The sequence below is a fragment of the Geotalea uraniireducens genome (genome assembly GCF_027943965.1).
Taxonomy (GTDB): domain Bacteria; phylum Desulfobacterota; class Desulfuromonadia; order Geobacterales; family Geobacteraceae; genus Geobacter; species Geobacter uraniireducens.
Map to the genome: position 1 here is coordinate 1792220 of NZ_AP027151.1, position 13860 is coordinate 1806079.

Annotated in this window: 13 protein-coding genes; 6 read left to right on the forward strand and 7 right to left on the reverse strand. The window is 51.0% G+C overall.

The features are described from left to right. Positions 1–5 precede the first annotated feature (5 nt). The 7 genes from QMN23_RS08475 to QMN23_RS08505 form a co-directional block, all read right to left on the reverse strand. The gene (locus QMN23_RS08475; protein WP_282003389.1) at positions 6–839 is read right to left on the reverse strand and encodes a conjugal transfer protein TraF; all 834 of its coding nucleotides are present in this window, start codon (positions 837–839) and stop codon (positions 6–8) included. Next, positions 824–2254 (reverse strand): HD domain-containing protein, encoded by a 1431-nt coding sequence (locus tag QMN23_RS08480; RefSeq protein ID WP_282003391.1) that lies wholly within the window; start codon positions 2252–2254, stop codon positions 824–826. Before QMN23_RS08480 ends, QMN23_RS08475 begins: the two co-directional genes overlap by 16 nt. Further along, complete coding sequence (locus QMN23_RS08485) at positions 2251–3645, reverse strand: type IV secretory system conjugative DNA transfer family protein (protein WP_282003393.1); 1395 nt, start codon at positions 3643–3645, stop codon at positions 2251–2253. Before QMN23_RS08485 ends, QMN23_RS08480 begins: the two co-directional genes overlap by 4 nt. Beyond that, entirely contained in the window at positions 3617–4336 is a 720-nt protein-coding gene (locus QMN23_RS08490) for a hypothetical protein (RefSeq protein WP_282003394.1), read from the reverse strand. Before QMN23_RS08490 ends, QMN23_RS08485 begins: the two co-directional genes overlap by 29 nt. Then, complete coding sequence (locus QMN23_RS08495) at positions 4323–4829, reverse strand: lytic transglycosylase domain-containing protein (RefSeq protein ID WP_282003396.1); 507 nt, start codon at positions 4827–4829, stop codon at positions 4323–4325. Before QMN23_RS08495 ends, QMN23_RS08490 begins: the two co-directional genes overlap by 14 nt. Positions 4830–4917: 88 nt before the next feature. Next, entirely contained in the window at positions 4918–5193 is a 276-nt protein-coding gene (locus tag QMN23_RS08500; RefSeq protein ID WP_010942767.1) for an integration host factor subunit alpha, read from the reverse strand. Positions 5194–5339: 146 nt separating this feature from the next. Further along, positions 5340–6713 (reverse strand): tyrosine-type recombinase/integrase, encoded by a 1374-nt coding sequence (locus QMN23_RS08505; RefSeq protein WP_282003399.1) that lies wholly within the window; start codon positions 6711–6713, stop codon positions 5340–5342. A 569-nt stretch (positions 6714–7282) separates the two neighbouring features. Between QMN23_RS08505 and QMN23_RS08510 the strand changes: the two genes are divergently transcribed. From QMN23_RS08510 to QMN23_RS08535, 6 genes are all read left to right on the forward strand, one after another. Next, entirely contained in the window at positions 7283–9286 is a 2004-nt protein-coding gene (locus QMN23_RS08510) for an N-6 DNA methylase (RefSeq protein WP_282003401.1), read from the forward strand. Positions 9287–9534: 248 nt separating this feature from the next. Beyond that, on the forward strand, positions 9535–10701 hold the full coding sequence (locus QMN23_RS08515; protein WP_282003402.1) for a restriction endonuclease subunit S: 1167 nt from the start codon (positions 9535–9537) through the stop codon (positions 10699–10701). A 2-nt stretch (positions 10702–10703) separates the two neighbouring features. Further along, positions 10704–11495, forward strand: coding sequence for a hypothetical protein (locus tag QMN23_RS08520; RefSeq protein WP_282003404.1), 792 nt, complete (start codon positions 10704–10706; stop codon positions 11493–11495). A gap of 24 nt (positions 11496–11519) precedes the next feature. After that, on the forward strand, positions 11520–12560 hold the full coding sequence (locus tag QMN23_RS08525) for a restriction endonuclease (RefSeq protein WP_282003406.1): 1041 nt from the start codon (positions 11520–11522) through the stop codon (positions 12558–12560). Between the two features lie 5 nt (positions 12561–12565). Then, the gene (locus QMN23_RS08530; protein WP_282003408.1) at positions 12566–13267 is read left to right on the forward strand and encodes a hypothetical protein; all 702 of its coding nucleotides are present in this window, start codon (positions 12566–12568) and stop codon (positions 13265–13267) included. A gap of 25 nt (positions 13268–13292) precedes the next feature. After that, positions 13293–13850: a hypothetical protein gene (locus tag QMN23_RS08535; RefSeq protein ID WP_282003409.1), complete on the forward strand. Its 558-nt coding sequence runs from the start codon at positions 13293–13295 to the stop codon at positions 13848–13850. Positions 13851–13860: the final 10 nt, after the last annotated feature.

The following is a 13860-nucleotide window of genomic DNA, read 5'->3' on the forward strand; positions in this document are numbered from 1 at the left end:
TGATCTCATGGCTGCTCCTGAAGACGGCGCTTCTTGACGTCAAAGCCGCCTCCCTTCTGGAATTCGTAGAGCGAATACTCCTCTGGAGAGATGTCCCCCTTCAGAAGACGCACGGCCCGGTACGCCTTGTCCTCGATCTCGTCGGATGAGATGACCCCGGCCGAGACCGGCAGGTAATCTTGATTCCCTTTCTGGATCAGGATCAGCGTCGGGGTGATCTCCACGCTGAATTTGGCGGCAAGTCCCGGACTCTCACTGATGTTGACCCGCTTCACGGTCCAGCCGGTCTCGTTGGTGAACCAGTCCAGAATGCGTGACTGCTCGTCGCAGTAACTGCAGTCGGAGCGCTGGAAGTAAATCAGGGCGAAGTCGTCCCGGTTGTCCCTCAGCACACGCTGCCGCTCCTCGTTGATCTGGGCGATCCTCGCCAGGTTGCCGGGGGTGGTGATCGGGTAATCCTTCTTCGTGGTCAGTTCCGGGTATTTCTGCCAGACGAACTGGGCCACGTTGGAAAAGGCGAGCGCCTTCTTGCGGGCGATCTCCTGGACCTCGAAATACTCCTTCACATTCTCTTCACTCGGCTTCTGGACCGCCTTCTTCTTTAGCGCCTCGGCGAACTCCTGGAACTGGTCGGGGTGCATCTCCCAGATCTGCTCAAAGGTGTAGTCCTTGAGGGACGGAGTGTGCTTGGTCGGTTTCTTCTTTTTGACCGGCTTCTCGGCCTGCTTCTCCGGTTCCTTCTGGTACCACCACCATCCAGTGGCCGAATCGGTGTAGTAGCTTGCAGAGGCGGATACGGACAGCGAGAGCATCGCCGCAGCCATCAACGGCCAACGCATTGTTCCACCTCCTTGTTCTTATGCTTGATATCTTTCACCATTCGCTTCAGTTGCGCGGATTTCTGTTCTTCCAGTTCCGACGCAGTTACGCCGAAGGACTGAGCAGTGAGGGGGATCAGAATATGGGAAAGGCGCTTGCCCCCACCGGTAATGATGGAAACCTTAGATGTGTAGTAACCGTCAGCAACGTATTCGGTTGCCAGGGCCTGCTTGGTTCTGGCCAACTCTGTAACAACGGAGTGCATCAGATTCCGTTTCTCCGCCTCGAAGCCTTCCGAGGCATAAACCAATGGATCATAGTTACTTACTTCCTTGATGGCTTCCCAGAGCGCATCGGGGTTGACATAGATCACTCCGTTGGGCATGGAAACAACAGACCACTGATCACCTTTCGGGGTGGATTCAACCAGATTTATCCTGTTTTTCAGCGACTCAATTACTGCATCCGGAACAATGCATTCCGGGATATTTATCAGTTGTGGTGTGTACTTCTCTTTGGCGGGAGCAAATCCGAGCGGGTCTGCCCGTTCTGCCGATGGTAGTTCTGTTGTTACTGGTCTGGCTGACGTGGGTTCTATTTCTTCTGCGGCGAACTGCGTGTCAACGTTGCTTTCAGTGCGGCTGTTCTTTTGCTCCCGCATCTTCAAATAAAGTGCTGACAGTTCGGACTGGCGAGCCTCATGATCGCTCTGTTTGAGGCCATCCGTCAGGATGTTGTCGCTCTTCATCAGATGGTGGCCGGTCACGGCACGAAGAATATCTTCCTTATTAGGGAGGGAAACGAATTCCGGAATTCCATTCAGGATGAGCCCGGCAATAATAGGATGGTCGCCGCTACTGTACATGCCGTCGTGATACGAGGGGATCTTGCCGATGTCATGGGCCAGGGCAATGAGGATAATATCCGCCAGCAACGCCTCCTGGTCAGCCTTGGCAATGAAGTTGCGGGCTACTGTCAGCGTATGGCGGTAAAGCGGAACTGCCTCAAGCATGGCATACGAATCCTCCGAATAGATCCGTTCAGCTTCGTCTTTGTGTTTTCTGACAACGGATGGGCAGTCACCCTCCTTATCGAGCAGCTTGAGCAGCCAGATTATCAGGTCTCTGCGGATTCCATTGATTGATGAGCGGTGTTCGATCATTTCGCTGAAAAACCGCTCGATTTCTGTATGGGTAAATGATGGGCGAGGCGTAGCAGAGTTGTTCTCCTGAGACTGTTCCCTCCAGAGATTTGCTGCGTCTTTTATTTGTACCTCACGGTCTTTCCAGAGGTGGCTCAGCTCGGCCAGCTTGGCCACCTCAAACTGTTTCTCCTCCTGTAGTGCAGGAGTTTCCTTCGGCAGCCATTTCCTTGACCCATAAATGGCAAAGCCGATTCCTACAGTGGCCGATATTCCTAACAGCGTCGTATTCATGGCGAGGACGGCGTTGCAGGCTTAGATTGAGACAGCTTCGAGGTGATAACCGCCGGCGCTTCCGGAAAGATGATCTTCATCTTGGGTTCATGGGCGTCATTAGTGGTCCCCTTGAAGCGTCCCGAGTAGGTCATCATGTAAAATTCCCGCGGCTTCAGACTCAAGACATCCTGAACCCGCAGAATGTCCTGTTCGACCTCACGGGTCGTAACCTGATTCGAGCCGAATATCCCGGTCAGCACATTCTGTACGCCAAAATGCTTGACCACGTAATCGCTTGTCTCGGCATCGGAGCAGCGCATGAAAATCTTGGTGTTGGTGTTGTCGAGGATACTCTTGCCGAACTCTTCGCCGATGACGGCATAGACCTGGTTCACCGATTGAGCGAAAGCGGTCACCATGACATCAGCGGACCCTGCTTTGGCGAACAGCTCCTCCACACCCTGGTAAAGCAGGCTCTGCGCCTCATCGATGAAGATGGAGAGCGGAGGATTGACCTTTTGGCGGTTGGAGAGGTACACCCGTCCCACAAAGGATTGAATCATGGATAGAAGTACTTTGCCGAGGGTGGCAGAGGCCTCGCGGGTGATCATGGCGCCGGTATGGACCACAAGGATGACCGGTTTGCCGGACTCAAGATTCTTTATGAAACGGTTTGAGTCGGCCTGGCCGATGATCTTGCCGATATTGCCCGAAGATAGTTCCATCAAGGCGGTGCGTAGCGTCGACGAGACCTTGGCGTAATATTCCATAGGGGATTTCAGGATGTCCTCGATCATGCCTGCTGTCAGGTCAGCTTCGGCACTGCCGATGCTACGTAGCGATTTCATGGTTGAATCGAGTGACTCCCGGCGTATGCGCTTCCGTATTTCATCGATATTCAGGATTGGCAGGTTGCCGTGTCGTTTCGACTGGATAATGTAGGCGGAGATTACGGCAGTGGTGATCTCCTTGGCGATGTTCCGGTAAAACGGTTCGCGTCCACCCATGATGCCTGAAACGATATGTCCGACCAGTTCATCCGGCATGAAATAGAAGGCCATGGGATCAACCACAGCTGAGTATTCCGGGAAAATGGGGGTGACGAGCATCAGTTCTTCAAGGCGATCACTATCTCTGGCCACTTCATAAATCTTGGTGAAGATCTGCTGGTCACCCTTGGGATCAAAATAGACCACCGAATACCCCTTGCGGATGTCCTGTTCGATCAGATTTTCACACAGACGGGTTTTGCCGACCCCGGTGGTTCCAAAGACAAAAGTGTGCCGTTTCCTGTCTGCATCGGGGATGGCGATAGGAACGATCTTTGTGCGTCGGTCCAGGTTCACGCCGCTGCCGATGTCTGTCATGTCACCGGACGGATTAATGATTCGTTTTTTGAACAGAGACATACAGGTGCTCTTGCAGTTCCTTCCCTACGGAGTTGATGATGTCCTTTGGTATTCTTGTCGGTGTCACGATTGAACTGAAGGCCCCGGGGATACGTTTCAGGCATACAATCCCGTAAATGCGGCTGCGCTCCCTCAGGAGCAATTGCGGCAATTGCTTCGAGCTGCGGCTTAGCTGCACCCGTACCCTGGACGACCTATGGTCAATCATTACCGGAACAACGCTGGTTACATGGAACTCCTTCACGGTTCCTAAGAGATAGCTGCCACGCTCGTGAATGGGTTGAAACCGTAGAGGACAGATTCCGGAAAGAATCAAGCGCCGATAATAGTCTGCAATTTCCAGGGTGACGATCAGTGAACCATCCTCGGCAATACGAGTAATCTCGCCCGGAGCCGTATAGCCTCTCAGCTCCTTCAACTTTCCTGCTTCATTCAAGGTTTTCCGCATTTGCAGTTCCAGTTCGACCTGATGTTGCACATGCCGTCTCAATTTTCTATCTATGTCGGTGAAAGAAAGTGCTGTCGGCGCACCGCCAGGCGCATAAACGAGAATTTGCATTTGATCCTTGATCCTGACAGTGACATTTATCTTGAGTGCATGAGTCAGTGTTCTGGCAACGGCTACCTCAATCGCATCCAGCGCGTCAGCTTCGGTCAAACCACTTTCAGAGATAATCTCAGCGGTGTTCACGGCCAAAAGCTTCTTCCCAAGGAGTGGCAACGTTGATTGCTGAAGCCACCTGAACTGATTGCGGACGGGATAGTTCGTGTTTGACAATACGGGCTACTCTGGCGGCGTACCGATCACGTTTGGACGGTGTGCGGGAGTTGTAGCAGCCGACAGCCGGCCAGGTGTATCCGTAGTCCTGAATGCATTGGGAAAGAACCCAGGCCCCGACCATGACATTGGTGCATGGATCGGCAAGGTAGCTCCAGGAGATGCCGAGTTTGCGAAGCGCCGGTTCCCATGAGGAGTTGATCTGCATGAGGCCGTAATCGTACGTGTCGTTTGTGTTGTAGTTGATTGCGAGAGGATTGAAGCTGCTTTCCCCCTTGGAGATTGCATAGAGGAGTTGAGGCGAGATTCCGTACCTGTTACCGGCTTCTTCAAAACAGAAGGCGGATGCCGGATTTGATGAACCGACAGATATGCAAAGTAGGAAAACTAGAGTGGCGAAGCGCATGATTCCCCCTACGACTATAATCTATAGGGGGGGCAGGTGTGAGTGGGGCAGTTGTAAGCTTTGGACGACTTGGGGCGTGATGGTGCTATTAAGAGTTTATGTTGTTTTTCAGAATGGTGCTCGGTTTGAACGTTAGAATTCTTCTGGCCTCAATGGTAATGGCATCACCTGTTTGAGGATTCCTGCCTTTGCGGGCGTGCTTATTTTTAATTTCAAATTTTCCGAAGCCGGATATCTTTATATCCTCTCCGATCTCAAGGGTGTTCTTCAGAATGCTGAAAACCAACTCGACCATTTCAATGGAATCTTTCTTCGAAATTCCACACCGGTCGGAAACTCTTTCAACAATATCTGCCTTAGTCATTATTGCTCCGTTTGCCAGAAAATGATTGAAACCCCTCCCCCGGTTCGGGGGAGGGGAGAGGGGACAAAGTTACTCTATGTTGATAGAGATTCTCAAGGTGAAATATTCAGATCTGCTTCGAATGATCAAGCAAAAGCACGATGGAGCTATTCTCCATCTGCATTACTATCCTGCGATTTGGGCGACAGAATGTCCAGTAACAAGGCTTCCCACTTCAAAAGGGCGTCCTTTTTCTCATTGTCATAGCGATATTTATTGTAAACGCCGACTATGCCTGGCTTGATGTGATTTATGACTTCTTCGCCAACCTCGTCTGTAATGCCAACTCGTGCCATATTCGTGCGTGCGGTTCGGCGAAGATCATGCGGCGACCACGGCTTCATCCCGAAGTAAGGTTCTTTGCGCGCTTTGATTTTTCTGTTCCCAACAACTTTCACGACATCTTCGTCCAAATAACCTCGATTTATGGCTTGTGAAAGAGTGTTCTCGGAAATATGGCCTCTTTTCCCTCGGCCAGATGAGAAGATGTACCCTTTACCTTGTCCGATCAGTTCCAGAGCAGTGTCAGTCAAGTAGACTCTGTGCTCACGCTCATTTTTGCCAGCAACCTCTGCAGGAATAGTCCACCATCTGTCCTTGATCTGATCACGGTGAATTTGTGCAACTTCTCCGGGGCGCTGAGCGGTTACCAGAATCAATTTAAGCGCACGCTTGACCTCGGTAGAGCTTGGTCCCTTGCTGATTTCTTCCCACGCCTTCACGATTTCGTCGTCATCAAGATGCCGGTCGTCAGTTTTGGGGGCAATCTTAGGGACAGATGCTGTGATCTCCTGGAACGGCTGAATCTCCGCCCACTCTTGCCGACAGGCATATTTGAACATTTGTCTGCCAAATTTCATCACGTTACGAGCCGATCCCGGGACCTTAGATGCAATTTGCTCGATGAGAGAAACAGCATGCTTGTGTCTGACAGAGGAAATTTCCATTTTGCCGATACCGGGAATGATGTGGGTCTTGATAGCGCTAAGGATAGTTTCTCGCCATCGAACTGAATGATTCTCCTTAGAGTATTTGACGTACCATACCGCAGCGAGCTGCTCTACGGTTATCGGGGTGTATCCTTCGGGGAGTTCATTCTCTATCAGGGAATCAAAGGAATCTTTTTCCAATTTCTCAGCAGCAAGGGCTGCAGCTTCAGCTTGAAGTCTAGCCTCTTTTGCCAATCGAGATTGTTCCTCGATAGCTGTTCTTTTTTCCTCGCGTGGATCGATGCCGTTCTTGACGAGTTTATATGCGTCGTTGTAAGCTATCCGGGCATCACCCAAGGACATGGCGGGATAATTGCCGAGCAGTAGGTAACCCTTCTGCTTGTTCAGTTCAAAGATATACATAAATGTCTTTGTTCCTGAAGGCAGCACCTGGATCGCGAATCCTCGGCCCTCTCTTACGACATATTTTTTATCTTGAGGTTTGAGAGAGGTGAGGTAACGGTCGGTAAATTGTTTCATCGTTTTCCCCATTTTTTTGCATCCGTTTTGCATCCGTTTTGAGTGTCGCTTGACCCCTTTGCATCCGTTTTGCATCCGTTTTACGGTTGGCAAGCGGGGAGGCAGACTGAAACATCTGGAAACAGAAAATAGGGTAAAACATGAAATATGTCAATAGTATAGAGTTGGGTAATGATAAAGGCAGAAGCTTTTTGAAAGACGCTGAAACATCAAATTGTCAGCTTCCCAAGCTGAAGGTCGCGGGTTCGAATCCCGTTTCCCGCTCCAAAGAAAATCGGAAGGGCTGACTTTTTTGTCAGCCCTTTTCATTTTGCAGCGCCCTTTGGAGCTGTCATGTCTTACGGCGCCTATCCCCGTCTCTTGCTGAGGAGGAAGGGGGCGATTCTTGCGCAAATCACAAGATGCAAAGCCTGACCCTCCCGCCTCTCTTGGTTAAGCGCCAGGCCAAGAACGGATCTCATGCGGGGAAATTCTTCTGGGCTTGTTCGACCTATCCGAAGTGTCGGCAGGTAATAGCAATCGAACAAAGCAGAGAAAATTTTCTCCCGTAATATTTCTCAATCACAGACAAAGGACCGCAAATGAATTTCACTGATATTCTCGGTAGCTCCAAGAGTTCGGCATCCCTTGCGCTTTTTGATTCAACATCAATCGCTGCCATTGAATCAACCTTGACCGAAAAGAACGGGAAGCCTTATCTCACCTGTCAAGTGCGGAACAAGGAAATTCAAGCCAAGCCGGAAGAGATCATCCGCCAACTCTGGATTCAACGCTTGCTCAACGAGTACAAGTATCCCCTTTCCAGTCTCACCGTAGAATATCCGATCACTTTCGGCCGCGACTCATCTAAACGGGCTGATATCGTGGTTTTCGATGCCGACCGCCCGACAGTTCCGTTCCTCATTATTGAAGTAAAACAAGGGGATTTGAAGGGGGGCAAGGAACAGCTCAAATCTTACACCCATGCCACTGGTGCACCGTTGGCGCTCTGGAGCAATGGCAACCAAGCCACCATTTGGCATCGTAAAAACCCCAATTATTTCATCGAAATTCCCGACCTTCCCACTGCCACCCAGACTATCGACGATATCGCTGGACAGCCTTGGACCATTCAGAACCTCATCGATGAGGAGCATAAACGCGAGGCTCTGGGGCAAAAGGCCCGCAATCTGCGGCAGTTGATTGAGGATATGGAGGACGAGGTACTAGCCAACGCCGGGGTGGATGTCTTTGAAGAGGTATTTAAGCTGATTTTTGCCAAGCTCTACGACGAGATTGCCTGTTATCAAGGGCGTAAAGGGCAAAAATACCTCCGCTTCCGCAATAGCAATACCGCTGCCCAACTCAAAGTCAACATCCAAAACCTGTTTGATGACGCAAAGGCCGAGTGGGAAGGAGTATTCTCCCCGGACGAAAAGATCAAGCTCAACCCCGACCACTTACAGGTCTGTGTAGGTTCCCTGGAAGAGTGGAAGCTGTTCAACTCCAACCTGGACGTGGTGGATGAGGCCTTCGAGTACCTGGTCAACAAGTCATCCAAAGGGGAGAAAGGGCAGTACTTCACCCCTCGCTGGGTTATTGATATGTGCGTTAAGATGATGAACCCCACAGAAGGGGAAACCGTCATCGATACCGCCTGTGGCAGTGCTGGGTTTACAGTGCATGCCATTTTCCATGTCTGGAAGCAGATATTGGAAGACGAGGGACTGACCGCTTCCCACCTCTTCACCATGGAGGATAAACCGCAACGCTGCAAGGAGTACGTACGGGACAAGGTTTTTGCCATCGACTTCGACGAAAAGAGCGTCCGGGTCGCCCGCTGCCTGAACCTGATCGCCGGTGATGGCCAGACCAACGTGCTACACCTGAATACCTTGGACTGGACCAAGTGGGACGAAACTGCAAAACAAGACGATTGGCGTGACACCTATGGAGATGGGTGGAAGAAGCTCCGGAAATTGCTGGCTGAAAAGGGAAGCTATCGCGGGTTTGGTTTCGATGTGCTCATGGCAAACCCACCCTTTGCCGGAGACATCAAGCAGACCGATATGCTGGCCCCCTACGAGCTGGCCCACAAGACCAACGGCAAGCTGGAAAATAAGGTGGGGCGCGACCTCCTCTTTATCGAGCGGAATCTTGATTTTCTCAAGCCCGGTGGCCGGATGGCGATAGTTCTTCCCCAGGGGCGTTTCAACAATTCCAGCGATCAGAGAGTAAGGGAATTCATAGCGGAGCGAGGCCGCATATTGGCGGTGGTCGGCCTGCATCCCAACACCTTCAAGCCCCACACCGGCACTAAGACCAGTGTGCTTTTTGTCCAGAAGTGGAACGATGACCCCAAGGCAGGGCCGCTTTGCCCCAAGGTAGAGGATTACAACATTTTCTTTGCCACGCAAAAGTTGGAGTCAAAGGATACCAGTGGTGATAAGATCATTGCCGTGAAGGATGGCAAGCTACTCCGTGACACGCACGGGCATTGGGTCATTCAGCACGATCTATTCAACCATGACGGACTGACACAGGATGGGGTAACCGAAGCGTTCGTCGAGTTTGCCAAGAAGGAGAAGCTCAGTTTTTTTCTCTAAGCCCCTTTGATGAGGCTCGTTACCGGGCGTTGTTGGAGGGGCTGGAAGTAAGTGTAATTCGGTTGTCGGAAGTTCTGAAAAGCGAACGAACTGGAAGGATTGATAGTTCCTATTTCACAAAAGAGCAACTTGCTGTTAGGAAGTTATCGGCAACATGGCCGAAACTCGGTGATTACTGCAAACGGATTGTATGTGGGCCGTTTGGCTCGAACGTATTGGATACTAATTATGTTGAGTCTGGTGTTCCAATGCTACGTCCGTTCAATCTCCGAGGGTTACGGTCTGATGCAGCGGAAATAGTTTACCTTTCCCCCGGCTTCATAGCCCAACAGGGACTGAAAACCTTCAAACGGGGAGATATTGCCTTTGCCCGTGTCGGTGATGTGGGTTGCGGAGTCGTGATTCAAGCAGAGGTAACAATCAGTCCGAACGTGATTGTCGCCTCTCTGAAGCAAGGTGCTGTCGATCCCTTCTTTGCTACAGTGTTCTTCAATACTCGCTTTGGCAGGCTTCAAATGGAAGGTGCTATCAAGGTGGTAGCGCAACCAACCATTTCAACAGAGATTATCAAAGAGTTGCGTTTGCCGGTTTTCTCCGAAGACTTCCAGAAATCGGTTAAGCAAGCATTCCTGAAAAGCGAGCAGCTACAAGATGAGGCGAACAGATTAGCTACCCAGTCCGAACAAACCCTGCTCCATGCTCTCAATCTCGATAGTTGGCAACCACCTGAGCCGTTGACCTATACTCGCCGTGCCTCCGATGCTTTCGCTGCAAAACGGCTGGATGCAGAATATTTTCAACCGAAATACCAATCGTTGCGTGACTCACTTTCAGCAAAATTTGAACTTCAAACTCTTGAACAAATTGGAAAAATCACGAAGGGAATAACAATCCCATACTCGGAAGACGGGCCAGTCCCCATAATACGCTCTGGCGATTTGAAAGATTTGGAGGATGACGGGAAATTTCTTCGTGCAGCTTCCGACAGCCCGATATTCAAGTTGCATCGTGGCGATGTATTGATTTCTTCAATCGGATTTGGTTCGATCGGCAAGGTGCAAGTCTTCGACAAACCTGGCACTTTTGGTACGGTAAGTGAAGTAACTGTCATTCGACAGAACCGTCTTAACCCCTACTATTTGCACTTTTACCTACGCTCAATTGCCGGACAGCTCCAGATTGAACGATTTATCACCGGGGCAACTGGTCAGCTTCATCTTTACCCTAAAGATGTTGGCAAATTTTTCGTGCCACTAATTCCAGAAGCAGACCAAGCCAAATTGGAAGAATTGGCAAAAACCGCTAAGGCTGCCCGCGCCAAGGCTAAGAAGCTTCTGGAGCGGGCAAAACGAGCGGTTGAAGTTGCCATTGAATCCTCGGAATCCGTCGCCCTCTCATACCTCAACGGAGACTGACCATGCCAAGACCTAACCGTGACAATATTAAGCAGTGGCTGGATCAATCAGACGTGGAGTTCTTTACACATTTTGTAAAGGCTTGGATACCCTTCAATGCCTGGTATCGACACACGTACGATACCCTGCGCACCGAAAGAGAAATCCTGGACGAAGTGAAATCGGATGGAAACCGCATCAGAACAAGATTTATGGCAAAGCTGGACGGAGGCGACCCGGACAGCGAGGAGATCCGAAACCACATTGCGGCGCTACACCGTCGTCTATCGTCCGATCCTCTTCAAGACCGTAACGATAACCAAGTGAGCTTTGAGAGTGTCTGTATCGGCAGAAATCCACAAAGAATTTTCAGTCGTACCTTCTACAATTGGACCTACCGAGTAGAACGGCAGAATGCAAATAACATCGTGTCTACGGTTACATCTCCTGCTAACGCTGTTACTTGTACAATTACTCAAACCAACGGCTGGGACGTTGACGAATTCGAGACACACCCGAGCTTTATGGCACTGCATACCAATAAGAGGGGGCCGTTCAGGCAATGTTACGCCGAAGCTAATCCTTTCCAGTTCACATCACTGCTAACGACAAACCCGCCACCAGCAGATGCAATGCTGATGGATGGATATCATTTTGTGAACGATAAATATGCCATATTCGCAGGTTTGATAGAGGTCTTATATTGCATGCGCAACCTTCTGTTTCACGGTGAGTTAGTGCCAGATGCTCAGGCTAATCGCACCTATGAGCCAGCTTACTATCTACTTCGCCATCTAATACGTTGCATCACCTGATACAATCTTAATGGAGGCAGTGCTATGGCAATCTGGTTAATCCGAGCCGGTTCTTATGGTGAATACGAACAGAAGTTCATTCAGGAAAAACGGGTTTACGTGACCTGGGACAATTTCAATCAGGACCTTTCGCTCCTCTCTAGCCGAGATACCCTGTATGCCGCTATGGCTTCGATATATCCCGACTCTAAGCCGAAACGCCTCCAGAATTGGGTGAGCCAGGTTTGGCCTTTCGCCCACGAAATAAACACTGGCGACCTCGTTATCCTGCCACTCAAGACTCAACCAGTAATTTACATCGGAGAAGTGACCGGTGATTATCATTTCGAGCCGGACGGACCAAACCCGTTTTACCACTGGCGGCCGGTCACGTGGATAGGAGAGGCCATTCCCAGGTCAAATTTCAGCCAAGATATCCTCTACACCCTCGGGGCATTCCTCACGATCTGCCGCGTCCAGAGAAATAACGCAGAAGCGCGTATCAATGCCATGCGTGCAAACGACTGGAAACCGGAAAGTGTTGCAGCGGTGGCCGCTACACCCGCCGTGGCCGCAGATACGGACGAGGCAGCCGTATCGACGAATCTTGAGGAATTGGCTCTCGACCAGATTGCCCGGGTCATCGAGGCAAAATTTAAGGGGCACGGTTTGACTCGATTGGTAGAGGCCATTTTGAATGCTCAAGGCTACACAACCTATCGTAGCCCGGAAGGATCTGATGGGGGGGCCGACATCCTTGCTGGTACCGGCCCGCTGGGGTTCGGCGCTCCTCGACTCTGTGTCGAAGTGAAGTCCGAAGCGTCTCCCATCGACCGCCCCACCGTGGACAAGTTGATCGGCGCAGTTACGAAATTCAAAGCCAACGAGGGGCTTTTCGTATCGTGGAGCGGGTTTAAAACCAACGTCCAGAAAGAACTTGCCGCAAGCTTTTTCACGGTACGTCTCTGGACCCAGAAGGAGCTGCTGGAACAGCTTTTCGCTCACTATGACAAGCTTGATGAGGATTTGAAGGCAGAATTACCGTTGAAACGCATCTGGATGATAGCGGCGCAGGAAGAGGAGTAGGTTTCATGACCCTTGCCGAGCTCGCATTTGCCTGTCACATCTATGCCAGTATGACCGACTACGATAGCTCGTATTGCGATTTTAGATCGAAGATCGATGATGAGCTTGATTTGACGGATGCTGACCACCGACAAGCCCTTATCACCTGGCTTAACCAGTGGGGATGTAGGCAGTTCTCCAAAGAGTGCCACGGTCTGGCCAGTGCACAGATTTTGCAATGGTATGAAGACTGCCGGGAAATGCTTCCGATGAAGGGCGCAGACTTGCTCTCCATTGCACCCTACGAACTCGAATCGGCCAGCGAGGCTTATGCAAAGCTCACGAAAATGATAGCTTGTCGTAAACCCCGGGGCGAGAGGACCGTTGTTGTCACCGTTGGTCCTACAGGTGCCGCAAAAATCCTATTCGCATTACGGCCAAATGTCCTCGTCCCATGGGATGAACCGATTAGAGCCAAATTCAACTATGATTCATCGGAACAATCGTTCTACCGCTTCCACATGACAATCAAGGAGGAGCTTTCAATGCTCGAATCTCAGTGCAAAAAGCTGGGAGTTGCCTTAAAAGACCTCCCGCAACTGCTGAATCGGCAGCATTCAACGACACCGAAGCTGATCGATGAGTTTTACTGGGTCACGATCACGAGAAACTGCCAGTTTCCCGGCGGTTCCACTCTGGAGAAATGGATAAATTGGAATAAAGCATAACCACACCTCTTGCACCGAGACACCCTTGCAGTACTTACCCGAGAAATACCAAGATTTCTTCCCGATCTGCGAGTCCCGCCCGTGGTCGCCGACAGGTCACGACCGCGCCTACTTCATGGCCCTGGATGCCGAATGGTTCGAATCCGGCGGCCAGAATGTAGTCATCTCCTACCAGATCGCCACCGCTTCCTCCACCTCCACCAACAACATCATCCAGTATGTCGACCCCGACGAGCGCCTGACCCTGGCGGAGATCATCGAGCTGAGGATTAGGTCCGTCAGCGGCGGTAGTATCCCCCCTCATAAACGTAATAAATGCCCCCTCGTTATCCTCGTCGCCCACCACGTCACCGCCGAGTGGAGCGTTCTCGCGGACCGCAAAGAGCCTTACATCACCAGGTGCTTAACCGCCATCCGCAAGTCTCCCGTTACTAATAATTCCCTGATCTCGCTGGAAGTTGAAGGTTGCCCCACCGACGTCAGGATATTCGATACCCGCCTGATCGGGAATTCTGGTCGGGTCAAATTCTGGTCGAAATTCTGGTCGGGTCAGGCTTTGCATCTTTCGATCTGCCTGGTATAGTTCCTTGAAT

Coding starts and splice junctions, on each gene's coding strand:
- QMN23_RS08510 (WP_282003401.1), top strand. CDS start 7,283: ATGAATTTCACTGATATTCTCGGTAGCTCCAAGAGTTCGGCATCCCTT.
- QMN23_RS08530 (WP_282003408.1), top strand. CDS start 12,566: ATGACCCTTGCCGAGCTCGCATTTGCCTGTCACATCTATGCCAGTATG.
- QMN23_RS08525 (WP_282003406.1), top strand. CDS start 11,520: ATGGCAATCTGGTTAATCCGAGCCGGTTCTTATGGTGAATACGAACAG.
- QMN23_RS08480 (WP_282003391.1), bottom strand. CDS start 2,254: ATGAATACGACGCTGTTAGGAATATCGGCCACTGTAGGAATCGGCTTT.
- QMN23_RS08505 (WP_282003399.1), bottom strand. CDS start 6,713: ATGGGGAAAACGATGAAACAATTTACCGACCGTTACCTCACCTCTCTC.
- QMN23_RS08500 (WP_010942767.1), bottom strand. CDS start 5,193: ATGACTAAGGCAGATATTGTTGAAAGAGTTTCCGACCGGTGTGGAATT.
- QMN23_RS08495 (WP_282003396.1), bottom strand. CDS start 4,829: ATGCGCTTCGCCACTCTAGTTTTCCTACTTTGCATATCTGTCGGTTCA.
- QMN23_RS08485 (WP_282003393.1), bottom strand. CDS start 3,645: ATGTCTCTGTTCAAAAAACGAATCATTAATCCGTCCGGTGACATGACA.
- QMN23_RS08515 (WP_282003402.1), top strand. CDS start 9,535: ATGCTACGTCCGTTCAATCTCCGAGGGTTACGGTCTGATGCAGCGGAA.
- QMN23_RS08520 (WP_282003404.1), top strand. CDS start 10,704: ATGCCAAGACCTAACCGTGACAATATTAAGCAGTGGCTGGATCAATCA.
- QMN23_RS08475 (WP_282003389.1), bottom strand. CDS start 839: ATGCGTTGGCCGTTGATGGCTGCGGCGATGCTCTCGCTGTCCGTATCC.